24 protein-coding genes, 1 pseudogene and 1 riboswitch are annotated in these 25,126 nt (G+C 36.2%); of the genes and pseudogenes, 11 read left to right on the top strand and 14 right to left on the bottom strand.

The features are described from left to right. Window positions 1-11: 11 nt before the first annotated feature. The gene (locus MKY88_RS04420) at window positions 12-1,580 is read right to left on the bottom strand and encodes a glycoside hydrolase family 10 protein (RefSeq protein WP_340813056.1); all 1,569 of its coding nucleotides are present in this window, start codon (window positions 1,578-1,580) and stop codon (window positions 12-14) included. 567 nt (window positions 1,581-2,147) lie between these two features. Here MKY88_RS04420 and MKY88_RS04415 point away from each other — a divergent pair. Further along, entirely contained in the window at window positions 2,148-3,401 is a 1,254-nt protein-coding gene (locus MKY88_RS04415; protein ID WP_069480222.1) for an MFS transporter, read from the top strand. Window positions 3,402-3,584: 183 nt separating this feature from the next. Here MKY88_RS04415 and mprF read toward each other — a convergent pair whose 3' ends face one another. From mprF to MKY88_RS04400, 3 genes are all read right to left on the bottom strand, one after another. Beyond that, the gene (gene mprF, locus MKY88_RS04410; protein ID WP_340813055.1) at window positions 3,585-6,110 is read right to left on the bottom strand and encodes a bifunctional lysylphosphatidylglycerol flippase/synthetase MprF; all 2,526 of its coding nucleotides are present in this window, start codon (window positions 6,108-6,110) and stop codon (window positions 3,585-3,587) included. A 320-nt stretch (window positions 6,111-6,430) separates the two neighbouring features. After that, window positions 6,431-7,138, bottom strand: coding sequence for a response regulator (locus MKY88_RS04405; protein ID WP_069480220.1), 708 nt, complete (start codon window positions 7,136-7,138; stop codon window positions 6,431-6,433). Further along, the gene (locus tag MKY88_RS04400; protein WP_258267880.1) at window positions 7,139-8,740 is read right to left on the bottom strand and encodes an ATP-binding protein; all 1,602 of its coding nucleotides are present in this window, start codon (window positions 8,738-8,740) and stop codon (window positions 7,139-7,141) included. A gap of 402 nt (window positions 8,741-9,142) precedes the next feature. On the opposite strand from MKY88_RS04400, the gene MKY88_RS04395 reads away from it, so the two are divergent. Then, window positions 9,143-10,405, top strand: a complete 1,263-nt coding sequence (locus MKY88_RS04395) for a dicarboxylate/amino acid:cation symporter (RefSeq protein ID WP_036123616.1) — start codon at window positions 9,143-9,145, stop codon at window positions 10,403-10,405. A gap of 135 nt (window positions 10,406-10,540) precedes the next feature. Beyond that, window positions 10,541-10,744, top strand: a complete 204-nt coding sequence (locus MKY88_RS04390; protein WP_012293071.1) for a hypothetical protein — start codon at window positions 10,541-10,543, stop codon at window positions 10,742-10,744. A 90-nt stretch (window positions 10,745-10,834) separates the two neighbouring features. Here MKY88_RS04390 and MKY88_RS04385 read toward each other — a convergent pair. Together MKY88_RS04385 and MKY88_RS04380 are read right to left on the bottom strand one after the other, a co-directional pair. Further along, window positions 10,835-11,142 (bottom strand): annotated as a pseudogene (locus MKY88_RS04385) (transposase); the annotation flags it as partial. After that, on the bottom strand, window positions 11,141-11,323 hold the full coding sequence (locus MKY88_RS04380; RefSeq protein WP_340813054.1) for a helix-turn-helix domain-containing protein: 183 nt from the start codon (window positions 11,321-11,323) through the stop codon (window positions 11,141-11,143). The pseudogene MKY88_RS04385 and the gene MKY88_RS04380, both read right to left, overlap by 2 nt. Before the next feature lie 649 nt (window positions 11,324-11,972). Between MKY88_RS04380 and MKY88_RS04375 the strand changes: the two genes are divergently transcribed. Continuing rightward, window positions 11,973-12,614: a hypothetical protein gene (locus MKY88_RS04375; protein WP_340813053.1), complete on the top strand. Its 642-nt coding sequence runs from the start codon at window positions 11,973-11,975 to the stop codon at window positions 12,612-12,614. 123 nt (window positions 12,615-12,737) lie between these two features. Here MKY88_RS04375 and MKY88_RS04370 read toward each other — a convergent pair whose 3' ends face one another. From MKY88_RS04370 to MKY88_RS04335, 8 genes are all read right to left on the bottom strand, one after another. Continuing rightward, on the bottom strand, window positions 12,738-13,709 hold the full coding sequence (locus MKY88_RS04370; protein WP_258267877.1) for a S66 family peptidase: 972 nt from the start codon (window positions 13,707-13,709) through the stop codon (window positions 12,738-12,740). Window positions 13,710-13,724: 15 nt separating this feature from the next. Next, the gene (locus MKY88_RS04365; protein ID WP_258267876.1) at window positions 13,725-14,219 is read right to left on the bottom strand and encodes a GNAT family N-acetyltransferase; all 495 of its coding nucleotides are present in this window, start codon (window positions 14,217-14,219) and stop codon (window positions 13,725-13,727) included. A 118-nt stretch (window positions 14,220-14,337) separates the two neighbouring features. Further along, complete coding sequence (locus MKY88_RS04360; RefSeq protein ID WP_340813052.1) at window positions 14,338-14,874, bottom strand: Type 1 glutamine amidotransferase-like domain-containing protein; 537 nt, start codon at window positions 14,872-14,874, stop codon at window positions 14,338-14,340. Beyond that, window positions 14,871-15,440, bottom strand: a complete 570-nt coding sequence (locus MKY88_RS04355; protein ID WP_340813051.1) for a GNAT family N-acetyltransferase — start codon at window positions 15,438-15,440, stop codon at window positions 14,871-14,873. The genes MKY88_RS04360 and MKY88_RS04355 overlap by 4 nt, the downstream gene beginning before the upstream one ends. 131 nt (window positions 15,441-15,571) lie before the next feature. Then, a complete protein-coding gene (locus tag MKY88_RS04350; RefSeq protein ID WP_340813050.1) occupies window positions 15,572-16,051 on the bottom strand; it encodes a hypothetical protein in 480 nt (159 codons plus the stop codon). Window positions 16,052-16,057: 6 nt separating this feature from the next. Next, window positions 16,058-16,720: a potassium channel family protein gene (locus tag MKY88_RS04345; protein ID WP_004224679.1), complete on the bottom strand. Its 663-nt coding sequence runs from the start codon at window positions 16,718-16,720 to the stop codon at window positions 16,058-16,060. A 152-nt stretch (window positions 16,721-16,872) separates the two neighbouring features. Continuing rightward, the gene (locus MKY88_RS04340; protein ID WP_025113759.1) at window positions 16,873-17,328 is read right to left on the bottom strand and encodes a TlpA family protein disulfide reductase; all 456 of its coding nucleotides are present in this window, start codon (window positions 17,326-17,328) and stop codon (window positions 16,873-16,875) included. A 179-nt stretch (window positions 17,329-17,507) separates the two neighbouring features. Next, window positions 17,508-18,050, bottom strand: a complete 543-nt coding sequence (locus tag MKY88_RS04335) for a peroxiredoxin (protein WP_008174083.1) — start codon at window positions 18,048-18,050, stop codon at window positions 17,508-17,510. Between the two features lie 405 nt (window positions 18,051-18,455). Here MKY88_RS04335 and MKY88_RS04330 point away from each other — a divergent pair, with 405 nt between their 5' ends. The 7 genes from MKY88_RS04330 to thiW all read left to right on the top strand — a co-directional run bounded on the left by MKY88_RS04330 (window position 18,456) and on the right by thiW (window position 25,098). Then, the gene (locus MKY88_RS04330) at window positions 18,456-18,998 is read left to right on the top strand and encodes a helix-turn-helix domain-containing protein (RefSeq protein WP_069480211.1); all 543 of its coding nucleotides are present in this window, start codon (window positions 18,456-18,458) and stop codon (window positions 18,996-18,998) included. 17 nt (window positions 18,999-19,015) lie between these two features. Further along, window positions 19,016-20,122, top strand: coding sequence for an ABC transporter ATP-binding protein (locus MKY88_RS04325; protein WP_043989687.1), 1,107 nt, complete (start codon window positions 19,016-19,018; stop codon window positions 20,120-20,122). Next, complete coding sequence (locus MKY88_RS04320; RefSeq protein ID WP_025113756.1) at window positions 20,112-20,921, top strand: ABC transporter permease; 810 nt, start codon at window positions 20,112-20,114, stop codon at window positions 20,919-20,921. The genes MKY88_RS04325 and MKY88_RS04320 overlap by 11 nt, the downstream gene beginning before the upstream one ends. Then, window positions 20,918-21,715 (top strand): ABC transporter permease, encoded by a 798-nt coding sequence (locus MKY88_RS04315; protein WP_193831067.1) that lies wholly within the window; start codon window positions 20,918-20,920, stop codon window positions 21,713-21,715. The genes MKY88_RS04320 and MKY88_RS04315 overlap by 4 nt, the downstream gene beginning before the upstream one ends. Beyond that, entirely contained in the window at window positions 21,712-22,785 is a 1,074-nt protein-coding gene (locus MKY88_RS04310) for an ABC transporter substrate-binding protein (protein ID WP_328205484.1), read from the top strand. The genes MKY88_RS04315 and MKY88_RS04310 overlap by 4 nt, the downstream gene beginning before the upstream one ends. A 349-nt stretch (window positions 22,786-23,134) precedes the next feature. Continuing rightward, window positions 23,135-24,331: an MFS transporter gene (locus MKY88_RS04305; protein WP_328205485.1), complete on the top strand. Its 1,197-nt coding sequence runs from the start codon at window positions 23,135-23,137 to the stop codon at window positions 24,329-24,331. Window positions 24,332-24,390: 59 nt separating this feature from the next. Next, window positions 24,391-24,498: riboswitch (TPP riboswitch) on the top strand. Between the two features lie 93 nt (window positions 24,499-24,591). After that, window positions 24,592-25,098: an energy coupling factor transporter S component ThiW gene (gene thiW / locus MKY88_RS04300; RefSeq protein WP_340813049.1), complete on the top strand. Its 507-nt coding sequence runs from the start codon at window positions 24,592-24,594 to the stop codon at window positions 25,096-25,098. Window positions 25,099-25,126: the final 28 nt, after the last annotated feature.

Genomic DNA, 25,126 nt, shown 5'->3' with positions numbered 1-25,126 from the left:
TGTTTTGTTATTTATTGATCTTCTTTCACTACAAAAGCTTCCTTGCTTTCCACACCTGTAGCAGATACAGCCGTAATGCCGTATGTATAGTTTTGCTTAGCAAGAGCTGACTTGTCCACAAATTGAGTGATGCCATCCTTATTATAAACAACATCAACTATATGTTGAGGGTCATGGTAAGAACCTTCTTTGTTCCCTTTAAAACGATAAATAACATACTTACGTGGCTGAGTTTCAATATCGTCAATAATTTCAATCTTACGTCCTGCCGCTTCCTTTGTCACTTCTACATAAGTCGGCTTGTTCGGTACTGTGTCACCATTCCAAGTTGTTTCTGGTGTCAATGCCGTATAATTATATAGTTGTTGACTAACAATTGATGCATAGCCTAATTTATTATTTTGAAAACTTCTTAACGAGAAGTGCATTTGCCCATCGGCTGCTACCTTTTCTGAACGGTTTTCTAGTATCTGACTTGGCAATTCCATTTTATTTTTCCATGCAGCATCACTGTCATTGCCAACTTTGTAATCAGCCAGTCCAATGTATAGATGAACAGGGTGCGTTTTTGCATATGTTTGTACTTCGTGGCTCCACCAATTTAGCAATGTCCCATATTTCGCAACAGATAATGTTCTGGACCAATAAATTTGTGGGGTAATGTAATCAATCGTGCCATTTTGAATCCATGTTCTGACGTCTGCATATAAATCATCGTAATTATTGACACCAGCACGTGTGTCACTCCCTGTGTTATCCAATGATTTATTACGCCATACTCCAAATGGTGAAATACCAAATTGTACATATGGCTTTGTTTCTTTAATGGCTGTATAAAGATTTTCTACGAGCTTGTTCACATTATCTCTTCGCCAATCCTCTACTTTTTTAAAGGAAGCACCATATTTTTTGTAAGCTGCTTGATCCGGGAAAACTTCATTAGCAATTTTATATGGATAAAAATAATCATCCATATGAACGGCATCAACATCATAATTGGCTACTAGCTCACTTACTATTTGAACTAAATAGTCTTGGACCTCCGGTAAGCCAGGATTTAAATAATATTGTTTGCCATATTTAACAACCCAGTTTGGATGGGTTATAGCTACGTTATCGGCAGCAAGATCAGTTAGCTTTTGTCCAGACATTGTTACACGATAAGGATTCATCCAAGCATGCAATTCCATCCCTCGTTTATGTGACTCCTCTATTATTATCTCAAGAGGATCGTAACCGGGATTTGTACCTTGCTTTTTCCCTGTTATGTAGGACGACCATGGGGATAGCTCAGACGCATACATGGCATCATTTGTTGGTCTTACTTGATAAATAACAGTATTGAATTTATTGGCTTTTAATTGATCCAATGTTTGGCGTGCCCAAGCCGTGTACTGCTCTTTATTCATACCTGCTTTCATATCAAGATTGAGAACCGTTGAAATCCAGACAGCCCGCATTTCTCTTTTCGGCTGTGTCGTGCTTGCCTTCACTGTATTAGCAGGGATTGTCGATAGGCCTAACACCAAAATCATAGCGACTAAAGCAATAATTTTCCATTTACTATTTTTCTTTCTCATATTTCCTCCATTTGCTATTTTTCTATTTTAGTATATGATAAGTTCTCTCTATATGCACGTCCCCGAAGCAACTTCTTCACTAAATAGTTCAAGTCATGTAATCTTAATTACTCCCACTGATTTACAGGAAGCATGAAACAAAATAATTCTTTTCCATGATGCTCGTTTAATAAACGAACTAGATAATCCTAAAATATGTATAATTTTAATCCCCTCAAAAACATAGAGGGCCTATATACATTATTATTCCAATTTTATAAGTTTGTTGTTACATTTTCCTTATTTTAAAATTCAACCTAATTTTTGTTTGATTCTTTCTTTACCCAGTCATGAACTGTATGCTACAATCAACACAGCTTATAATGAACGGAGGGTATTCCAAATGACAGCTTCGATTAGACTACGATTTCACATTACTAATTAAATATGTGTACACTTTGCCTGCTGTGCAAGGAAAATGGAATTAGGTCTAGTCTGTTTTAGGAATACTAGAAAAGAGGGGACTTCTACTCCCTTCTTTTTTTGTTGTCTTTTTACTTTCCACACAGGCACTACTGTTAGAAAGGGATGACGAATTTGGAACATTGGAAACGTAATACAATACTTTTTTTAAGTAGTCAAACGATTTCGCTTTTTGGCTCTGCTCTTGTGCAATATGCCATTACATGGTATATCACGCTTACAACACAATCAGGTAGCATGATGACCATTTCGATTATTTGTGGCTTTTTACCAACCTTCTTCTTAGCACCTATTGCTGGTGTCTGGGCAGATCGCTATAACCGAAAATGGCTTATTATCTTGGCAGATGGCATGATCGCCTTATCCACGCTCATTTTAGCTATTTTATTTTTAATCGGCTATGATGAGCTCTGGCTACTATTTGTCATATCAGCGGTACGCGCAGTTGGTGCAGGTATTCAAACACCTGCTGTTGGCGCTATTTTACCGCAGTTTGTGCCTGAAGAGCATTTAATGAAAGTTAATGGTGCAAATAGTAGTATTCAAGCTTTTATCATGATTCTTGCACCTATGGCAAGTGGAGCATTATTAACGATGGCTTCAATCGAGTCTATTTTCTTTATTGATGTTACGACGGCTGCTATTGCCATCGCTATCTTCTTAATATTTCTGCACATTCCTGCACATGCGAAAGCTAATCAGCCACAAACAACAAGCTATTTTAGTGATATGAAACAAGGCTTTATCTACATTAAAGAGCATGCTTTCTTAAAACATTTGTTCTTGTTCTTTGCCTTTTTCATGCTTCTCGCTGCACCTGCTGCATTTTTAACACCTTTACAGGTTACTCGTAGCTTTGGTAATGATGTCTGGCGTTTGACTGCCATTGAGATGGCCTTTGCCATTGGGATGTTAATTGGTGGTATTGCAATCGCAACATGGGGTGGCTTTAAAAATAAAGTGCATACGATGACATTATCTGCTTTATTATTTGGTCTTTGTACAATGGCTCTAGGAGTCATACCTGTTTTTTGGCTGTATCTCATGATCATGACAGTTACTGGAATAGCTATGCCAATCTTTAACACACCCGCAACGGTGTTATTACAAGAAAAAGTGGATAGTGATTATATGGGAAGAGTATTTGGCATTCTTAGTATGATATCTACCTCTATGATGCCTTTAGGTATGCTAATTTTCGGTCCAATTGCAGATATTATTGCTATCGAGTGGCTACTTATCGGTACAGGAATCCTCTTATTTATCCAAGGATTTTTCCTTTTGGGCAGTAAAGTCTTATTAAAAGCTGGCAAACCTACTGCTGAGCCTATGGATGTTGAAACGCTAGAAAAAAAGTGAAGACTTCGTATAAGAGATGATTGCTGTTGATAAAAAATAATTAAAACTTAGCTTTTATATTTTAGACGCTAAAAAGCCCTGCTTTATGCAGGGCTTTTTCGTCTCTATCCATTTCTAGAGAATAATTCTTTTGTGCTTTACTTGCTTCAATACCGCGCTAAAAAATTATAAAGTTTACATGACTTACTTTTTCCTCTTTTGCCCGATTAATAACGTGATTTGTGCCATCGTGAATGGTAATGAAGATTTTTTCCGATAGGCTACATATTTGGGTACCCAAAAATCTGCATATTTTAACTTGAAGTTTTTTAACCCTTTAAAATGATAAAAATGCTGTCCGTGTAGAAAGATTTGTGCAGCTATTTTTTCACTTAAAAAGGAATATCTAGACTGTCCGACATTGGATAAAGGCGACATCCCCATATTAAAGACAAGATAGCCTTCTGATTTTGCCCATTCAAATAGTGATAGGAAAATGAAATCCATTGTTCCAGATGGTGATCCTGGCTTAAAACGCATCAGATCTACTGAAATCCTTTCTCCTTGATCATACATAGGCATAATACTAGCAAAGCCGAACGTTCCTTGCGTGCCACGTAAAACAGCAATATTGGAAGTGCTTAAATAGTGTTCATCAAAAAAACCAAGTGAAAAACCTTTTTCTGCCCTTCCCTGCAACCATTTTGTTGAGACCTCTTTCAATTCCTTCATGACTTCCTGAGAATAAGGAGGACTCATTATTTCCACTTTATAATTTTCTCGTTCAAACTTATTCCTTATCGCTCGACTGCCCTTCATTTCTTTACCCGTGAATGTAAATTTCTCTAAATCTACAAAGGCTTCCTCGCCAAGCTTAAAGAAACTATATCCATACTCGTGTAATGCAGAGAAAATTTTATTGTTAATTTCATAAAAGACAGGAGTGTAGCCATGCCGATCAGCCAGTTCCAAAAATTCCTGGATAGCAGATAAAAAATCAGATTCATTACCAACTGGATCTCCAAGAACGATAATCTTATCTGCATAAATTTGATAAGAGAATAAAACAGTTCCTTTTTCATTCCAATGTACAAATTTATCATGCAAAAAAATCAAATGTGAATACTCCGTTCCTTCATAGGACTTCAAATGATCTTTAATAGCTTCCTCCTGCTCTTTAGATAAAAGCTTTACCATTTTCTTAGGTGTACGTATAAAATAGCCTATATAAAAAATAACGATGGCGATCAGAATACCGATAATCGCACTATTAAAGAGGTCCTGATAATCAGTTATCATATAGTCTTGTAGAGCACTAGGAAAATGAATTTTAGCAGAGGGTAAATTGACATAGCCAATTACCACATACATAGCTGTAATAATTGTTACTACAGCAAGATCAATTATGATAATCCCCCACGTCAAAACATAACTTTCTCGATAAAACTGCTTTTTGGACACCATTAATAACACTGCGACAATTACTAAAAAAATGGCTTCCTCATAATCAAAACCCTTAAAAATTGAAAATAGCGCTGAACTACTTAGCACAACAATAGCTAGCTGGTATGCCCTTTTTACTTTGTATTTGATTCCCCTACATAATCCTAACAGTATAAAGCCCGCTGCCACGGTCAATTGATGGGATACATTCATAATGGGTGAGGATAAAAATTCCTGAGCAATTTTTAGACGACTTAGCACCCCTGGCAAAGCTGCAGATAGTAATAAAATAATGCCAGCTATAAACACCAATATGGTTAATAGCGTATGGCTTAGTTTCTGAAAAATAATAGTAGGTAGGTCATCCCAAGATTCATTCCAACGCATCCAATATTCTTTAATAAATAAGAGTGCGGAAACCAAAAATGGTAGAACAAAATAGCCTACACGGTACAAAATTAATAGAAACAGCACTTTTTCATCAGCAATTCCTATACTTTGTGTTCCCCATAAAAAAACGAGATCAAAGGAGCCAACACCGCCAGGTATCATACTGACTATTCCTGCACTAGAAGCAATTAAAAATATGGGTATTAAAGCTGATAATTCAATTGGAATCTTCAAAATAAGTGTTAAAGCCCAGATCACGAAAAATACAGCTAGCCACTCTGCTACTGAAGTAATCATCAATTGAAGTGATATTTTTGGTTTTAAAGAACTACCCTTTTTATAGCGAATTAGATACGTCGCCCAAAAAGCTAGTACATATAGGCTGACAATAATAACAGCTATTGATAACCATCGTTCTTCTTTGAGCAACGGAAAATCCCAAAAGAATATATACATAACCCACGTTAACAAAGAAATTCCTGTTAAATAAAACAGTGTTACCGAAGCAATACTTTTTATCATGCCTTCCTTATCTTCTTTATATTTAGAATAAAAGTAATCACGTAAGAATATACCTACTAACCCGCCAAAGCCAATAAGATTTGAAAAGGTATTTACAATAAATGAATGATTGAGCAAATTGCGTTTATTGATATTGATACCTAATATATTTACTAAAATAACATCGTAAAATATCATTGGAGTAATCGCGACAAAGGTGATTAGAAAAATCAATAAAAGCTCCCATAGCTGGAGCTCATTCACTTCTTTTTGTAGTAAATGAACATCTATCCCACTCACTGTTTGTTGAATTTCATAAATAGCTATCGCCAAAAGTATTACTGGAAATAAAATTTTCAAAAATTTCAACAGTGCCTCTTTTCGAACGTTAAACATATGCCTAACCTACTTCCCATAAGCTAACTTAAAGATTTTTTATTATCTAAATCATTTTAACTTTTTAAGGTAACGGACCATTTCCATATTGTAACGTATTTCTTTGCTATATGTATTGTCAAAGTAAGGTACTACTATTCATACTAATAAATAAACTAATGCACAACGTTACGCTCCTAATTTGCCAACATCAAAAAAGGCCATTTTCATCCCTCTATATATTAGAGAAATAAAAATGACTATATGGGCTCTAATTTTTTCAGAGTCACATACATGTTAAGAGAATTACTTTTCCGCCTATAAATCTAGATAACTAATGATTAAATATAATAACGATGAATAGGACGTCCTACACTTCCATATTGGATATCTACTTTTAATAGATTTTGCTTTTCTAAAAAATCAAGATAGCGTCTAGCTGTAACACGTGCTGTACCTATATAAGTAGATACCTCCTCGGCAGACACTGCCCCTTCACTTGATTGAATATAGGCAAGTACCTTATCTAAGGTAGCTCGATTAAACCCTTTTGGTAGCTCCGCTATAATCATTGCTTCTGTTCCTGTAGTTGTAACTACGACTTGCTCTGGAAGACGTTGCTGCATGAGATGATCTACATCATGTTGGGTTAAATCCTGCATACCGCTTATTTTTTTCCTGTAGCTTTGATAATTTTTTAAAGTTTGCTCAATCCGTTCAAATGTAAAAGGCTTCATAATATAATCATATACACCTAAGTGTAAAATACGTTGCACAGTGGGCATATCGTTCGCGGCAGTTACAGCGATAACATCGACAGGAAGATGTTCCTCTCTGATTTTCCCTAACGTAATAATGCCATCTTGCTCTGGCATAAAAATGTCCATAAAGACAAGCTCAGGGGTTAATTGCTTAATTTTTTGAATTCCCTCAATACCATTGCTAGCATAGCCGACTAATGAAAAACCTTCGATTTGCTCAATAAATTGCCTGTTCACTTCACGTACCATTGGATCATCTTCAATTAATAAGACATTTATTACATCCATCTATACTTCTCCTAACTCAAATAAAATTAAGAAACTTGTTCCTTTCATAAATTCACTCACTACTTCAATATCTCCATTGCCTTTTCTTACAATTTCATAGACTAAATGCAAGCCAATGCCCCGATTTTCATTGGCCTTTGACGAAAATCCATTTTCAAACATACGATCCTGTACCTCTTTGGACATGCCAATTCCATTATCGGAAACTGCTATCGCTAAGACGCCATCATGCTCATCTACAGAAATGGCTACATACTTATCTTCCTTCGAAAGGACATTTAATGCCTCAAAAGCATTTTCGATTAAATTGCCGAGTAACACAACAAAATCATGGTGATCTAATAGAGGAGGAAAGCGTTTAAAATGGCTTTTTCGATCAATCTCAACCTCGATACCAAGCTCTTTTCCATAGCTTACTTTACTTAATAATAAACCTGAAATATTTTCGTTATGAAAGCGTTCGTTTAAAAATTTCGTCAAGGATGCTTCATTTTCAGTAGTGACTGTAACATATTCAAGTGCTTGCTTTGTATGTCCCAATTGCAATAGTCCAGCAATTGTATGAATCTTATTTTTATGCTCATGGGTTTGCACACGTAATGCTTGAACAAAGGCCTTTACACCTGTTACTTCCTCCGCAAGCTTTTTCACAGTTGTTAAATCCTTAAACATAGCAACTGCACCTACTAACTCGCCATTCACAATTATGGGTACACGATTACTTAAGATACTATGATGATTAATGTACAGCTCTTGATTATAAACAGGGGTTGCTGTTTCAACAATTTCAGGCAGACGGGTATCGGGCAAAACATCATAGATTTTTTGTCCAATACAGTCCTCTATTTTCCTAGTAACGCCTAGAAAAACAGCCGCTTTCTCATTAAAAATCGTTATATTCATTTCCTTATCAACGGCTATAATTCCTTCATGCATGGCATTAAAGGTTTCTGTTCTTTCCACATACATCTTTGCAATTTCATGTGGTTCAAGCCCAAACATTTGTTTTTTTATATGCCGTCCTAGTGTATATGCACCAAAAATACTAAAAATCAGCGAGATAACAATGGTTATCATTATTTCTCGCTCATAGCTTTGTAGCATTTCTAGCAAAGTTGGTAATGAATAGCCAACTACTACAATACCCACTTGTTGCCTTTTATCATTTATAATGGGCACAAAAGCGCGTATCATAACACCTGATTCTCCACGGGCCTTCGATACATAATAATGCTCACTAAATGCTGCATTTAAATCCTGAGACTCACTGCGCTCTCCTAATTCCTTACTTACTGGATGGGATAGTTTAATACGTTCCATATTCATCACAACAATATACTCTGCCTTATTAATCACCCTAATGCCATCTACAATTTTATTAATATTTTTTGCGGATTCTTTTATATTGTTATTGTTCAAATGTACACTTAACTCTGGTACATTCGATACAGTTCGTGCAACAAGCATTGCCCGCTGACCGTAATCTTTTTCCTGTTCAGATAATAAGTTACCGAGTACAAAAATACCACCTAGTAAAAAAGAGAGTGCAATGATTAAAAATGTCACTAACAGTATTTTGCCGTTCACAGGCATTTTCATCATTCAATAGTTCCTTCCTTTCCAATTCGCATTCTCATTAGTAGTGGCATACATTTTTACGATATGGTTTTAAGATTATCTGCAAAAAATTCTTTTGACAACACCTTTAGTCTATATAAATAGCAGAAAATATTGAATTTAATGAACAATATTATAAATTGATTAAATAAAATGAACTTTTTTATTACCCTATGTTTTTGTATTATAACAATAATATATTAACTATAGCGTACCATAACAGAGATAGTTATTGATATTACTATATTTATATGGGAATGTAAGGAAATGTACTTAATGAACGTTATGTTTCTTATTTTCTAAATCTCTTTTTTTTAGATGTATTCGCTATGATGATTCTAGTGAAAGCGATATCAAAGAGAAAATTTAGAAAAGAGGTAGCATAGAATGAAATTACTGAAAAATTTGACTGTTCAGGTTATAGTGGCTATCATCCTTGGTATTATTGTCGGAGCCATTTTCCCTGAGTTCGGTGCTAGTTTAAAAATCCTAGCAGACCTATTCATTAAATTAATTAAAATGTTAATTGCCCCAATTATCTTCCTTACAGTCGTTATTGGAATTGGCAGTATGGGAGACATGAAAAAAGTTGGGAAAATCGGAGGTAAAGCATTACTTTACTTCGAAATCGTTTCTACAATTGCCTTAGCAATCGGCATTGCTGTTGCTTTAATTGTAAGTCCTGGTACAGGTTTAGATACATCAGGTGCATCTGATGCTGATATTTCGAAATATACAACTGCTGCAGCTGAATCTGAGCAGGGCTTAGGTGCATTTATCTCTAGTATTATTCCCGAAAATGTAGTTGGCGCATTGGCAACTGGTCAACTATTACCCGTTCTATTTTCTGCTATTTTATTTGGCTTAGCAGCTGCCTCCATCGGTGCACCTGCAAAACCAGTCATCACATTCTTTGAGCAAGTAGCAGAAATTTTCTTCAAGATTGTCAGTATGGTTATGAAAATATCACCAATCGGAGCTTTTGGTGCAATGGCCTATACAATTGGGAATTTTGGATTAAAATCTTTAGGTAACCTAGGTCTATTAATGGCTGCCGTATATATTACAATGTTTTTATTTGTTGTCTTTATTTTAGGCGGCATTGCAAAGTTCTTTGGATTTAATATCTTTAAATTTATTGCTTACATTAAAGATGAGATTTTCTTAGTAATTGGGACTTCCTCTTCTGAATCAGCTCTACCATCTATGATGCGAAAGCTTGAGAATTATGGTTGCTCGAAGCAGGTTGTAGGTTTAGTCGTTCCTACTGGGTACTCCTTCAATCTAGATGGGACTTCCATTTATCTATCAATGGCTGCCTTATTTATTGCACAAGCATACGGAATGGACCTAACTTGGATTCAAATCATTACACTACTCGGAATTTTAATGATTACTTCTAAAGGTGCAGCGGGTGTAACAGGGTCAGGATTTATTACATTAGCAGCAACTTTAGCTGCCTTCCCAATGATACCAGTGGAGGGAATAGCACTATTAATTGGTGTCGATCGTTTTATGTCTGAAGCTCGTGCTGTTACAAATTTAATTGGTAATGGTGTAGCATGTGTTGTAGTATCAAAATCCGAAAAAGAATTTGATGTAACGATGGAAGAACGTGCTCTTCAAGGGAAGGCCACTATAGTATCCTAAGAAAAAGGGTAGTGATGACAGCCATGGCTGTTTCACTGCCTTTATTATGTTTTTTATCCATGGGTAGACTATGAAAAACAATTATGTTTAAACTCTAGTAAAATGGTGAAAGTGTATAGTAAGAGGTGATCATAAATGACTAATAAAAAACAATCCAAAACGCGCTATACAAACAATCCCGATGTGTTGGATACAGGGAAGGAAAGTATTTTTGATAAACATGAGGATATGAAAACCGTTGATCCTATACCTGTCGAAGAACTAAATGAAAAAGTCAAAGATGAACAGCATAAAACGAAAACAAAGGACTCCTCTGCAACCGATAAGCGCTATCCGTAAAGAGAAATTTTGCCTAGAGGATGTGCCACGGATGATAAATATTCCCTCATCTGCCTGTTGATCTGACCAAAAAAAGTTAGACATATTTAGTTAAGCAACTGCTAAGACCTGAGTTCGGTACTCCACCGGGCTTAGGTCTTTTAATTTTTCTTTCATTCGTTTGTGATTGTAGTAGTGAATATAATCTTTGAGTTCCTGTTCAAAATGTGCCATGGATCAGATTCTTATAGATACAGGAGTTCAGATTTTAATAAGCCGAAGAAATTTTCGATGACTGTGTTGTCCAAACAATTACCCTTACGGGACATACTCTGCATAATACCATGTTACTTTAATGTTTGTTGATACTTTTTCATTTGATAATGCCAACCTTGATCTGAATGAAGAATAACTTGATCACTTATATTTTATATAGGGCTTTAAGAAAGTCTCTACACCATTTTTTTGATAACGGCGAACCCATTCACTGACAACCTGAACTGTCACACCGATATCTTTCGCAATTTCAAGCATGGTTTCATATCCATTTAAATATCGTTGAACTGCTTGAATACGTTGTTCAACACTTACTTTTCCCATAAAAAAAAACCACGTAAAAGTTAGATTGATGTCTAACTTTTACGTGGCAGTTCAAAATCAGGCTGTTTTTATAAACATTTTATTTTACTCGATTTAATTTTGGTACACAATCTATTTAGCTTTAAAGACTTCCTTTGATATTAAATATATTATAAACAGTAATAAAGTTACTATGCCAATTTCATATACTATTCTCACAATATCAAGCTCATAAATTAGATAATAATCATCAACTTGGAGTTCCTTAGATTGTAATTGCCATAAAGGAACATACCTTTTATCATAAAATTCAAGTTGAGGGCCCCACTTTAATGATACAGGTACGAACAATATGCCAATGTAGGAAATTATTACAAAATAGATAGAGAGTAGAATTTTTTTCATCAACACCAAACCCTTCCTAATAAATTCATTATTTACATATATTACATTAAAAGTATAAATATATGTATTATAATATGAGCGAAATACAAAAAGAAGGTAATAAAATGTTTAAAAAAGCTTTTGTCTCATTATTTTTAGCGTCAATTTTTTGTTTTTCAATCGTCCCAACATCTTTTGCGAGTACCTCTTCATCCGATTGTAAGTTAGATGGTATGAAGATTGAAAGTGAAGATACTATGACTTCTAAAGACCCTCTAGCCTAGAGATGCAAACGCAATTACAATCCCCAGAAGGTGAATCTGTAACTATTACAGATAATTCAGAATTGGAAAAAATTGCAGTAGAACAAGGTTTAGAAGAAGTTCCTGTTAGAATTGAATATGAATATATACCTTCAGAAACAGATTTTAGTAAATCAGACCAAGTAGTTACTCCGTATGCGAAGGGCGACATATGCTATGTGAATGACTTAGGGTCTGGCTGGTATAACGAAAATTACCCATATAAAACCTTCATGATAGATGGTCCGGATACCTTTAAAATATCAGAAACTAAAAGTTTTAAATCAACTTTTGACGGAACTTTTGGTGCCTCTAAAGCTGGTCTCGAAGCTAAAATCGGATTTAAGTTGGAGCAAGATTACACTGTTAATTTCACAAGTAACACACCAGTCGCATCAAACGAAAGCGTCTACTTCGAACTTTTCACATCTCACCACAAAGTTCAGTATGCTGTAGATACTGGTCCTACATGTAATTTCGGACATGCTTATAAACCAAATGGTACTTACATTAAAAAACTGTTTATAAAAAATAAGTCGTACAACTCAGAATCCCACGAAAAGCAGACAAATTTGCTTTTTCGTGGGATTCTTTATCATTGTTTGACCGAACTTACTAATATATAGGTTAACGCTCTCTTTTCATATTCGGTATGATTTACGATGTCTACTATCAGCTGCATACCTGAATCCAAAAGCTTAGGGAACTCATAATAAATAAAGCCTTGCCAAATTAGCAAGGCTTTGTACTTATAACCATTGTTCGATACAGTATATCTTTTTAGCTGTAGCATCTAGCCTCACTCGTTTACCGATTGCTATCGGATGCATAGGCTGTGTGTGACAAATATCCACTTCCGCCAAAATAGGTATGTGTATACCGTCCAATTGTTCTAATAAAATATCAGATGGCTTGCGTCCGGTTCCTAGATCATCGTAACATTCATGCTTACCCAAAATAATTCCACTTATTTTGTCAAAAATTCCGTGCAATTTGAGCATCGCAAAATTCTTTTCCACGATCGCTGCATTTTTCATACAATCTTCCATTAATAAAATGTCTCCTTCAGTAATGGCAGGGAAATAAGGTGTCCCAATAAAACCATACATGGCATTAACATTCCCCCCCATTAGCCTTCCCTCTATAACTCCCTCTCGAACGGTTTTCCATTCATTCTTGATTACCTTTTTCTCTACTGTTTTATCCAGCCAATTGACTGGTTCATCTGACCAATAAGGAGGCTTCTGTATTTCATAAGGGAGTGTTTGAGGCTGCAAGAAATACTCCTCAAAAAATTTGTATGTATCGTTGACTAATGGCTCAAACTCGCCAAAGGATGGCACGAGCGCTGGACCATAAAATGTTGAAATACCAGTCTTCGCATAAAGTGCCAGTAGAATGGCTGATGCATCAGAGTAACCTATAATGATTTTAGGGTTTCGTTGGAAAGCCTCATAATCTATATAAGGCAGCATACTATTGGAATTGGTACCTCCAATCGTAGAGATAATAATATCCACACTAGGATTGCGGAGTAATTCATTTAATTCCTCTGCTCGTTTTTGTGGTGAGCCTGAGCGATAATAATCAGATTTGCCAGTAAGGGAACCTTCTACAATATGAAAATTCTTCTCTTCTAGAAATGCTTTTGCACGCTCAAAACGTTTCGACGCAGAAACCGTCGCTGGAGAGGAGGGTGAAAAAATACCGATAGTCGTCATCTTTTACTCCTTTTCTTATACAAGTTTTGACATGTAAAACTCATTGATATATTGTCCATCTACATATAAGGAATCCCGTTTCGTTCCCTCTATCTCAAAGCCCATTTTCTTATATAAAGCAACTCCAGCCTCATTATTTTCCATAACCGTTAACTCGAGCCGATGGATACTATGATCTTTTGCCCATTTTTCAACATGATTAAATAAGGCTGTTCCAATTTTTTTACCTCTATAGTGACTATGGATGCCAATGACAAGATAAGCACGATGAGCAATTCTTGTTGCTTCATTCCCTTGTGCAATTAAATAAGCCACCACCTTGTCATCTATTTCAGCTACGAATAAGGCTGAATGACGGCTATGATAAAGCTTTTCTAAAAAACTTGCAAATGTATCGGGCTCCATTTTTCGCTCGCCAGGACCAAATAACATCAGATTGGATGCCTCCGCATTTGTCATAACTGCTATAATTTGAACACTATCATTTCTTGTTGCTTCTCGTATTCGCATGTAAAGTACCTCACTTTCTATTTTTTGTCTTTATCCATTAGAAAAGTTTATCTAAAACCCCCAATTTCTGCTTTTAAAGCTTTAGCATGTTTGACCTGACGCATAATTTTATTCCCTTTTAATAGCATTGGATTTTAGCAACTAATTTTTCATTGTTAAAATGAAGCGTCTCTGCATCATTCAGCGTATATGCCTGCAATGTTGCATTATTTTTTAGCCAGCTATTAAATAGCATGCTTCGTTCAGGATCATCATAATGTGGGCAAAATGTTCCTGATAATATCCCTAGCCCGTTGTATTCCTCATAATGATTGTGTTGATTTTCACTAAAGCATTTGTCAAACCAACACATTGCCCCAGCACTCATGCCAGCTAAAATAACACCGCTTTTATAAGCTTCCTTCAATAGCTCCCCGAATTGATAGGCATGCCATTTATCTAAAAGAAGCTTGGTATTTCCTCCGCCTACATAAATAATATCCTGTGCCAATATTTTTTCTCGAATTTGTATGTCATTCATGTCCTCTTGCAAAATATGAGTAGCGTCACAATGTGTAAAAGCTGAATAAAATTTATCGATATACCCCTGTGCATCATTACTTGCTGTTGGAATAAAACAAATTTTGATGCGTTCAGTTGTCTTAATTTGACTCAAAATATAATGGTCAATAAATGAGGGGATTTGCTGAGAAAATCCTCCGCCTGATATGGCAACGATTTGTCTAGTGACAGCACTCGTTTTTTTAATTCATAGACCGCTTGCTCCCGACCAAATCTTTCAAGTACCTGTACTTTTTTCATCCCTAGCTTTTCGAGTAGTCGACAAGATGCACGATTAGCAGTTTGTGTCTCTGCCACGATGGAGGAGATATTTAAATACGTCAAACCCTCCTCAACCACTTGCGTTAGAACTTCAAATGCTAACCCCCGCCCCCAATACTCGGGTAAAAATTGATAGGAAAGTTCATATAGCTCTTGCTCATGATACTCATCGATGGATACAAGGCCTATAAATTCCCCCGTTTTCTTTAATGAGATATAAAAATATGTATTAGGAAATGGTGCCTCTAGCATACCTCTAAAGGAAGCTTCGATATAATTTTTTTGTGGAATTCCTCCAAGATACTCTCTGACGCTTTCATTTGTGTAGAGCCCTTGAATATCCATGTAATGTTCTGGTTGTATACGTTCGATGACACATCGATTAGACATAAACTTCATGTATTTACCCCCTTCTTTATGTCAAAGTTTAATCGAACTGCCATACTGAAATCAAACATTTTTTCCAAATATTACTTTCCTATAAACTAAAAAAATAGTGACCAGCCATACGTGCTGTGTCACTACCTTCATTAATGTTGATATTGCTCAAGTAAACGTTGAGTATTGGTTGATTGTTCTAAAACTTTTTTCTCTTGAGCCCAATAAATCATATATTGATCGTCGCCGATTGGAAAAACCATTTGTTGCAATTCTTCGCTTAGCTCAGAGCTAATCGCTACCTTTAAGATGTCCACTTCATAAATCGGTTTGTCCTTTATTTTATAAACAATATGATAGGCGGGCTCTTCTTCAAAAATTGCTCGTTCTTTTTTAGAAAGCTTCTTTACATGACTTAAAGGGTATTTTTCAATAAAGTTCTTCGCCTCGCCGTCAGACCCTCGAAATACCGGTTGTTCCCCTTGGAATAATTCGATTGAATCAATATTTGTAGCTTCATCTAAAATAAAAGAAATCGCTTCCTTCTCATTTTTTTCACGAGATTGCATAACAAAAATTCCGATCAGAAAAATAGCTGCAAATATAATTAGTCTCCATCTTCGTTTTGTCATTGCCAATTACCCATTCAATGCCTTTTTTACGAAACGATTTATATCAACATCAGCACCAATTACAAGCATAATATCTCCCAATAAAATCTTATCACTTGCTTGAGGTGATACGATAATATCAGCACCACGCTTAATCCCTACGATGTTAATTCCATATTTAGCTCGAATATCTAAATCCATAATCGAATATCCAGCAATAGCATCATTCGCCTTTAATTCCATAATAGAGTGTTCATCTGAAAGCTCTAAATAATCTAGTACTGTATTCGATAGCATATTATTGGCAATACGAATACCCATATCTCTTTCAGGATGGACTACAAAGTCGGCACCAATTTTCCGCAATACCTTCTCATGGTAATCATTTTGAGCCTTTACTGTAATTTGCTCAACACCAATTTCTTTTAAAATAATGGTTGTTAAAATACTTGCTTGAATATCTTCCCCAATTGCTACAATCACATGTTCGAAATTACGAATACCTAATGAATTTAGAACCGATTCATCTGTTGAATCTGCAATGACGGCTTGTGTAGCAATAGAAGCAAATTCGTCTACACGCTCTGAGGAATGGTCGATTGCCATCACTTGAGCACCCTGACTCATTAATTCACGAACAATACTTCCCCCAAAACGTCCAAGCCCAATGACCGCAAACTCTTTTTTCATCATAAAAAATCCCTCCGAAAACTACTATACCATCATTGTAGCGTATTCTTATCGATATGTATTGTCAAAACAAGACGCTATTCTTCATTGTTGGACAACGCTGCAAACATAAAAAAGACGAGGACCTAAATCCCCGTCATCACTTACTATAATTATTCAGCGTTACGCATTTCGTCTAGTACGCGATTTACACGTTTTTCTAACATTTTCATACCGCTACCACCAGCTTGCATATGACGCAGCTGACCATCTTTATCGAACACAAAATAAGCCGGTACATATTGGTTTTCAAAAGCATCCGTTAACTTCATTTCGCTATCAACAAAGATTGGTTGCGCAATGTCATGCTCAGCCGCTACTGCCTTAATCGTCTCTAAATCAGTATCTGCTTCAGAACGTGGCATATGTACTGCTACAACATTTAGCTCATCTTTATATTGATCACGGAAATTATTAACATCTGGCATAGCTTCTTTACATAAATGACAGCTCACTGACCAGAAATGGATTAATGTTGGTTTTTTGCCTACTAGTTCTGCTTTTGTTACTTCACCATTTAACCAAGTTGTTGCGCCAACTAGTTCTGGCATTTGTTCACGAAGTTTCATGAAAAATCCTCCTCTATTAAATCGTTGTTCTTTAGAGGCATTAAATGTTGGGTAAAACTCCCAAAATTCTATTGCCATCTAAGATAAAGTAAATTAGCACTCGCCACTTCACTTAAAAGTCCCCACAAGCATGTCGTGGGGACTCTTTATTTGTTACATCATGACGCAACTCTATTTTATTATAGAGTTGCTTGACCTGGACGCCAGTTTGCTGGGCAAAGACCGCCAGTTTGTAATGCTTGAAGTACACGTAACGTTTCATCCACATCACGGCCGATGTTATTATCGAATACTGTTTGGTATTTTAATTCACCTTCTGGATTAATGATGAATAAACCACGTAGCGCGATACCTTCTTCTTCAATTAACACACCATAATCTTTAGATACTTGGTGGTTTGTATCCGCAGCTAATGGATATTTTAATTCACCAAGGCCATTTTGAGTGCGGTCTGTATTAATCCACGCTAAGTGAGTGTGGATTGTATCAGTAGAAACACCAATTACTTCTGCATCTAAGTCTTCGAACTCGTCATAACGATCGCTCATTGCAGTGATTTCTGTTGGACATACAAATGTGAAGTCCATTGGATAGAAGAAAAGTACTGTCCATTTATCTTGTGCTTTAATATCTTCTAATGATACTTTACCAAATGATTTGTCTGAAAGTACTGCTTCCATTGTAAAGTCAGGTGCTTGTTTACCTACCATGCGTTCTGCCATAATAAATCCCTCCGAATAAATATGTAGTTTATATATTCCATTCGCACAAGCGAACTCGTCTTCTACGATAGCAGAGTAAACGTAGTTTTTCAAACAAGTAAGCTCCGCCCAATTATCCGATTGAAGTGAGTCGACAAAAAATCGTCAAATCCAAAATCGGACTTTCTGCCACATCCTATTTATTAGCTATTTTTGACAACTATATTCTCCTTTATACAATTTTTTTCTCCACTACATTTATGACCCTTTTTTTAACTTTTTACAGCGATTTTTTTCATAAAAACGATTGCAAATTTTTATTTATTATGTATAATTGTAATGGTTTTAGTAAACTAAAAGTTTCGTTAAAGTAAACTTCATATTTCAAAAGTTTATGATTGCTAAACTTCTTCTAGGAGGGAAAAGATGCAAATAGGGGCAAAAATTAAAGCGCTTCGTTTAAAAAAAGGTCTTACCCAAGAGGAACTTGGAGAACGTACAGATTTAAGTAAGGGCTATATTTCCCAATTAGAACGTGATTTAAATTCACCTTCTATTGAAACACTTTTTTCAATATTAGAAGTGTTAGGATCAACACCTAAGGAATTTTTTGATGATGAATCACCTGAACAAAAGGTTGTTTATACAGAGGAAGATCAGTCCGTCTTTACGGATGAAGAAAAAAAATACGAAATTCAATGGCTCATCCCTACATCCAACGAAAAAGAAATGGAGCCTATTTTCTTAACATTTGAAGCCAATGGCGAATTCAAGCAATTTGAGCCATCACTTTCGGAAACATTTATTTATGTAGTGAAAGGGCGTATTCGTCTCGTTTTAGGGAATGAACAATATATCGCGAGTGAAGGCAATGCTCTTTATTTTGACGCGACAGACCATCATCAAATTTTTAATGCACATGCTGCTGAAACGAAAATTTTACTCGTTGCAACGGATTCATATTTATAGCTTAAGGAGGCACATCAATGACAATGAATTCCATTATCCGTTTTGAAAATGTATCCAAGTCTTATAGTGACGGAACAGTTGTCTTAAAGAATATTAACTTGGAGCTTGAAAAGGGCAAATTTTATACTCTCCTTGGCCCATCTGGTTGTGGAAAAACAACTATTTTACGAATTATTGCTGGTTTCACAGAACCTACAACAGGAGATGTGTTTTTCCATGATAAAAAAATAAATTCTGTTCCTGCCAATGAACGTCAGGTGAATACTGTTTTTCAAGATTATGCGCTGTTCCCTCATTTAAATGTATTTGAAAATGTCGCATTCGGACTGCGTATTAAGAAGTTACCTGAAAAGGAAATTAAAGAACGAGTTGCGGAGGCATTAAAATTTGTCAATTTAGCAGGCTATGGCAATCGTGAAATCTCCGAAATGTCTGGTGGTCAACGTCAGCGTGTAGCGATTGCACGTGCTATTGTTAACGACCCTGAAGTAATTTTACTGGATGAACCACTTTCAGCATTAGACTTAAAATTACGTACAGAAATGCAATACGAATTGCGAGAATTACAGCAACGTCTTGGCAAAACTTTTGTTTTCGTTACTCATGATCAGGAAGAAGCACTTGCTATGAGTGATGAAATTTTTGTCTTAAGTGAGGGACAAATTCAACAATCTGGTACACCAGTAGATATTTATGATGAACCTATTAATCGCTTCGTGGCAGATTTCATCGGTGAATCCAATATAGTGCCTGGTGTCATGATTGAAGATTTCAAGGTTGAATTTGCGGGTAAGATTTTCGAATGTGTTGACCAAGGTATGAAACCCAATGAGAAAATTGATATCGTTATACGCCCTGAGGATTTAGAAATGACGACTATTGATAAAGGTAAACTTGTGGTTAAAGTAGATACACAATTATTCCGTGGCGTCCATTATGAGCTATCTACGTATGATAAAGATGGCAATGAATGGCTAGTCCATTCGTTGAAAAAAGCTGAAGTAGGGACAGAAATTGGCTTAGACTTTGATCCAGAGGCGATTCATGTAATGCGCTTAAATGAAACAGAGGAAGAGTTTGATAAACGATTAGAATCGTACGGAGACGACGAAGATGCAAGCTAAAACATCAAAATCAGCGTTATTTCCATATGTTTTATGGATTGCTCTTTTTGTTATCGCGCCTATTGCACTCGTGGTTTATTATTCCCTACTCGATTTACATGGCAATTTCACGCTCGATAATTATAAAGCGTTCTTCACTTCTGTTTATTTAAAAATGACATTAAGCTCGTTTTGGTATGCATTTTTAATTACATTCTTTACATTATTAATTTCATATCCAACTGCTTACTTTTTAACAAAAACGAAACACAAGCAGCTTTGGTTATTGCTTATTATTATTCCTTCATGGATTAATTTATTGTTAAAAACATATGCCTTTATCGGTATCTTTGGTTTATACGGGCCGATCAATGCATTTATCGAAGTGTTTGGCTTTGACCCAAAGCAAATGCTCTTTACAGATATTAGCTTTGTTTTTGTATCCGTGTATATTTTTATTCCGTTTATGATTTTACCGATCTTTAACTCTTTAGATCGTTTAAATCCAACACTTATTTATGCGTCTCGTGATTTAGGCGCATCTGCTTTTACAACATTCCGTCGCGTTGTTTTACCATTGACAATGGATGGTGTTAAATCAGGTATTCAGGTTGTCTTTATCCCTGCTCTATCACTTTTCATGATTACTCGCTTAATTGCAGGAAATCGTGTTATCACCCTTGGTACAGCGATTGAGCAGCAATTCCTTGTGACACAAAATTGGGGAATGGGTTCAACTATTGCCGTGTTCTTAATTTTATTTATGGTAATCATTATGCTTATTACGGGACAAAAAGATAAAGGAGGTCGCGTGCGATGAACAAACTTTCTGCATCAGCCAAAGTCTATTTAACGATTGTTTTTATCGTTCTGTATGCACCCATTCTCTATTTAATCTTTTACTCGTTCAATAGTGGTGGCTCCATGAATAACTTTGAGTCCTTTACTTTAGAGCATTATCAGGCTGTTTTTGAAGATTCAAGGCTACTTGTTATTTTAATTAATACCGTTATCGTAGCATTACTTTCAGCTCTAATTTCTACTATTATTGGAACGTTAGGAGCAATCGGTATTGTAACAGTCAAGGATTCAAAAATGCGTAATACATTATTGTCCTTAAACAATGTTTTAATTGTCAGTCCAGATGTCATCATTGGTGCAAGCTTTTTAATCTTATTTACAATGGTGGGCATTAAATTAGGCTTTGCTTCAGTATTATTAGCACACGTAGCGTTTAGTGTACCAATTGTAGTGTTAATGGTTTTACCTAAATTGTTAGAAATGAATAAATCACTAATTGATGCAGCATTAGATTTAGGAGCAACCAAAAAGGATGTTATGATGCGTGTCATTTTACCATATATTCAGCCAGGTATTTTTGCAGGTTTCTTCCTAGCTCTTACGTATTCCTTAGATGATTTTGCTGTGACATTTTTCGTAACCGGCAATGGCTTCAGTACATTATCGGTAGAAATCTACTCGATGGCTCGCGCGGGAATATCTCTAACAGTTAACGCTATTTCTGGTTTAGTATTCTTTGTAACAGTTATCGTTGTGATTGGCTATTACTTCATTACAAGTCGCACAAGCAAAAGAACGGAGGGACAACAATGAAGTCATTAATTCAAGCGACCATCGCTATACTAGTTGTTTCTGCCCTTTTATTTTATGCTGCTGATGCCTTAAGTGCTGGTGGAGGTAAGAGTGGAAAAGACACTTTAACCATCTTTAACTGGGGAGAGTATATTGATCCTGATCTATTGAAAGAGTTTGAAAAAGAAACAGGTATTCATGTCATTTACGAAACATTTGACTCCAATGAAGCTATGATGACTAAAATACAGCAAGGTGGTACAGCGTACGATATTGCTGTCCCTTCTGAGTATATGATTGAAAAAATGAAGGAAGATAATTTATTGATTCCTTTAGACAAAGCGAAAATCCCGAATTTTAAAAATATAGATCCATACTTTTTAGATTTACCATTCGATGATAACAATCAATATTCAGTTCCTTACTTCTGGGGAACAGTAGGAATTGTTTATAATCCAAAGCTAGTTGGGAACTTAGATTTCTCCTCTTGGGACGATTTATGGGACCCTTCATTAAAAAGAAAAGTATTTTTAGTAGACGGTGCTCGCGAAGTGATTGGAATGGGTTTAAATAGTCTTGGACACTCCTTGAACTCATTGGATAACGATGAACTGCGTGCAGCAACTGACAAGTTGATCACACTTGCGCCAAACGTAAAAGCGATCATTGGGGATGAAATTACGCCATTAATGATCAATAATGAAGCAACAGTGGCCCTCACTTGGTCTGGTCAGGCAGCGGACATGATGTCTGAAAATGAAGAGTTGGACTTTGCTGTTCCTGAAGAGGGTTCCAATTTATGGTTCGATAATATGGTTATTCCAAAAACCTCAAAAAATATTGATGGTGCACATGCCTTTATCAATTTTATGCTAAGCGCTGAATCTGGTGCTCAAAATGCCGATTATGTTGGCTATTCGACGCCTAATATCGCTGCCATGGACTTAATGGACCCAGAAGTAGTTTCTGATGAACGCTATTACCCTTCTGAAGAGCAACGTGATACATTAGAGGTCTACAAAAACTTAGGCCCAGATTACTTAGGTAAATATAATGAACTGTTTTTAGAATTTAAAATGAGTATTCGATAATTTATAAGAGCGAATTGGTCTAAAACCAATTCGCTCTTTTTATGTAAGCATTCATTTGTATTACTATATTTAAAGAGCATTTCTACTAGTAGCCTGTGGTAACATTATTCACTCTTACCCGCGCTATTTCATTTCAATATAGTTGTTTCTAGCAAAAAGCAATTCGTCCTCACTCTACACCCCTAACTATTCTTTTTTATTACACAATGATCTGAAGCCTTCCAAGAAAAAAGCTTTTCTAAAAAACCATTCTAACGATCGAACCAGTTACAGCAATCTCAACTATTAGCCAGCCATAATTCTTTATGATAGACTGTACTATATTTGATTACATAAAGGGGGTTTTTCGATGACCCAGCAGAAGTCCAATAAGGCGGCTTTGTATATTTTAATGTTTAACATGTTTATCGCAATGGGGAGTATTGGAATTATTATTCCTGTAATGCCGGAATATTTAAGAATATTTGGAGCAGCAGGACAAGTTCTAGGCATGCTTATTGCAACGTTCGCCTTGGCACAATTCGTATTTTCTCCAATTGCTGGGAATCTTTCTGACCTGTATGGGCGGAAAAATTTAATTATTTTCGGTCTTATACTAACAGGACTTGCACAAATCGGTTTTGGCCTTTCTACAGATGTTTGGATGCTCTTTTTGGCACGCTTTTTAGGTGGCCTTGGCTCTGCATTTGTTGCACCTCCTATTATGGCTTTTGTAGCAGACGTGACAACTTATAAAGAACGCGGAAAAGGAATGAGTATGTTAGGAGCTGCGATGTCATTCGGCTTTATGATTGGCCCTGGAATTGGTGGTTTCCTCGCAAAGGTTAGCTTACATTTTCCATTTTTCATGGCGGGAGCTGCCGCCATTTTAGCGTCTATTTTATCGTACTTTTTATTACCATCTACAAAGCCAATAACTGCGCAAAATAGACAAAAGCAAGATAATCTGGTGAAACAGATGGCTCGCTCTGTACATATGCCTTATTTTGTTATGTTAATTATTATGATGGTATTCTCATTTGGGATTGCTAACTTCCAAACAACCTTATCACTATTTGTGACAGAAAAATTTAATTACTCACCTGGCGATATTGCCACCATTCTAGTGGTTGGTGGAGCATTTGGGGTAATTGTACAGATGTTTATCATAACGCCACTCTTTAAACGCTTTGGTGAAATGAAAGTAGTTTTGGTCAATTTATTTATTGCTTCCGTTGCTATTTTCTTAATATTATTTGTTTCAGGTTTTGCACTAATATTAGTTGTAGCAACCATCTTCTCTACGGCAACAACGTTAATTCGTCCAGCTGTTAATACACTCATCTCCAAACTTGCTGGAACAGAGCAAGGGTTTGCAGCCGGCTTGAATAATGCCTATATGAGCCTTGGAAATATGATCGGACCCGCTTTGGCTGGTTTCTTATTTGACTGGAATATGAACAGTCCTTATATTTTTGGTGCAATTATCTTATTAGCTTGCTTCTTCCTTGCCCTAATTTGGACATTGAAAAAGGCGCCACAGCTTATGCATCCAGATTCACACTAATCGTCAAAGCTTATTGACTATTGATTGTAGTATGTTACACTTCTAAAAAATAGAAAAATACTTACCACTAGGGGAGTCTTTTAAAGGCTGAGACGTATATGGTTATATACGGACCCTTCGAACCTGATCTAGTTCATGCTAGCGGAGGGAAGTGGCGCTTCTTGCTATTTTCAGTGTATAAGCAAGGCCGCTTCCTGTCGTTTGAAGGAAGCGGCTTTTTTCATGTTTCTAGTGGCTAAAACGAAAAGGAGCGCACTATCATGTCTATTCGTAAATTAACAATTATGGCTTTATTAGTAGCGATTGCCGTTGCAGGTTCTACGTTTATCTCCATTCCAACTGGGATTGCTCGTGCCTACCCTGTGCAGCATGCTATTAACGTAGTAGGAGCCATTATACTTGGACCCGTACCTACAGTGGTAGTTGCCTTTATTACGGCTATCATTCGTATCCTTACAGGAACAGGCTCTCTCTTAGCCATTCCTGGTAGTATTATTGGTGCATTATGCGCGGGGCTTGCCTATAAATATAGCAGTAAAATGTGGTTAGCTGGTGTGGGTGAAGTGATTGGCACGGGTCTTCTCGCATCGCTTGTAGCAGTTCCCTATGCAATGTTACTTATGGGTACATCCGTAGCGGCCTTATTTTTCATGCCCGCCTTTTTAATATCAAGTACAACTGGAGCAATCTTAGGTATTGTAATAGCTAGCAGTTTGCGTAAAACGGTGCTAGAAAAATATTTTAATCCCACTCTCTTTATTAAATAATGTCGTTGGTATTTCTTAGAGGATTTCT

Origin of the sequence: Lysinibacillus sp. FSL R7-0073, assembly GCF_038009065.1 — a bacterium.
In the GTDB taxonomy this organism is placed as follows: Bacteria; Bacillota; Bacilli; order Bacillales_A; family Planococcaceae; genus Lysinibacillus; species Lysinibacillus fusiformis.
The sequence above is the reverse complement of the archived record's forward strand: the minus strand, read 5'-3'. Positions and strand labels throughout refer to the sequence as shown.

Bases quoted from the DNA above. Each gene is read 5' to 3' on its own strand.
- MKY88_RS04305 (WP_328205485.1), top strand. From the start codon at position 23,135: ATGACCCAGCAGAAGTCCAATAAGGCGGCTTTGTATATTTTAATGTTT.
- MKY88_RS04325 (WP_043989687.1), top strand. From the start codon at position 19,016: ATGACAATGAATTCCATTATCCGTTTTGAAAATGTATCCAAGTCTTAT.
- MKY88_RS04310 (WP_328205484.1), top strand. From the start codon at position 21,712: ATGAAGTCATTAATTCAAGCGACCATCGCTATACTAGTTGTTTCTGCC.
- MKY88_RS04400 (WP_258267880.1), bottom strand. From the start codon at position 8,740: ATGATGAAAATGCCTGTGAACGGCAAAATACTGTTAGTGACATTTTTA.
- MKY88_RS04345 (WP_004224679.1), bottom strand. From the start codon at position 16,720: ATGAAAAAAGAGTTTGCGGTCATTGGGCTTGGACGTTTTGGGGGAAGT.
- MKY88_RS04330 (WP_069480211.1), top strand. From the start codon at position 18,456: ATGCAAATAGGGGCAAAAATTAAAGCGCTTCGTTTAAAAAAAGGTCTT.
- MKY88_RS04395 (WP_036123616.1), top strand. From the start codon at position 9,143: ATGAAATTACTGAAAAATTTGACTGTTCAGGTTATAGTGGCTATCATC.
- MKY88_RS04350 (WP_340813050.1), bottom strand. From the start codon at position 16,051: ATGACAAAACGAAGATGGAGACTAATTATATTTGCAGCTATTTTTCTG.
- MKY88_RS04380 (WP_340813054.1), bottom strand. From the start codon at position 11,323: ATGGGAAAAGTAAGTGTTGAACAACGTATTCAAGCAGTTCAACGATAT.
- MKY88_RS04405 (WP_069480220.1), bottom strand. From the start codon at position 7,138: ATGGATGTAATAAATGTCTTATTAATTGAAGATGATCCAATGGTACGT.
- MKY88_RS04415 (WP_069480222.1), top strand. From the start codon at position 2,148: ATGACGAATTTGGAACATTGGAAACGTAATACAATACTTTTTTTAAGT.
- thiW (WP_340813049.1), top strand. From the start codon at position 24,592: ATGTCTATTCGTAAATTAACAATTATGGCTTTATTAGTAGCGATTGCC.
- MKY88_RS04390 (WP_012293071.1), top strand. From the start codon at position 10,541: ATGACTAATAAAAAACAATCCAAAACGCGCTATACAAACAATCCCGAT.
- mprF (WP_340813055.1), bottom strand. From the start codon at position 6,110: ATGTTTAACGTTCGAAAAGAGGCACTGTTGAAATTTTTGAAAATTTTA.
- MKY88_RS04340 (WP_025113759.1), bottom strand. From the start codon at position 17,328: ATGAAACTTCGTGAACAAATGCCAGAACTAGTTGGCGCAACAACTTGG.
- MKY88_RS04335 (WP_008174083.1), bottom strand. From the start codon at position 18,050: ATGGCAGAACGCATGGTAGGTAAACAAGCACCTGACTTTACAATGGAA.
- MKY88_RS04315 (WP_193831067.1), top strand. From the start codon at position 20,918: ATGAACAAACTTTCTGCATCAGCCAAAGTCTATTTAACGATTGTTTTT.
- MKY88_RS04320 (WP_025113756.1), top strand. From the start codon at position 20,112: ATGCAAGCTAAAACATCAAAATCAGCGTTATTTCCATATGTTTTATGG.
- MKY88_RS04355 (WP_340813051.1), bottom strand. From the start codon at position 15,440: ATGAAGTTTATGTCTAATCGATGTGTCATCGAACGTATACAACCAGAA.
- MKY88_RS04420 (WP_340813056.1), bottom strand. From the start codon at position 1,580: ATGAGAAAGAAAAATAGTAAATGGAAAATTATTGCTTTAGTCGCTATG.
- MKY88_RS04370 (WP_258267877.1), bottom strand. From the start codon at position 13,709: ATGACGACTATCGGTATTTTTTCACCCTCCTCTCCAGCGACGGTTTCT.
- MKY88_RS04375 (WP_340813053.1), top strand. From the start codon at position 11,973: ATGCAAACGCAATTACAATCCCCAGAAGGTGAATCTGTAACTATTACA.
- MKY88_RS04365 (WP_258267876.1), bottom strand. From the start codon at position 14,219: ATGCGAATACGAGAAGCAACAAGAAATGATAGTGTTCAAATTATAGCA.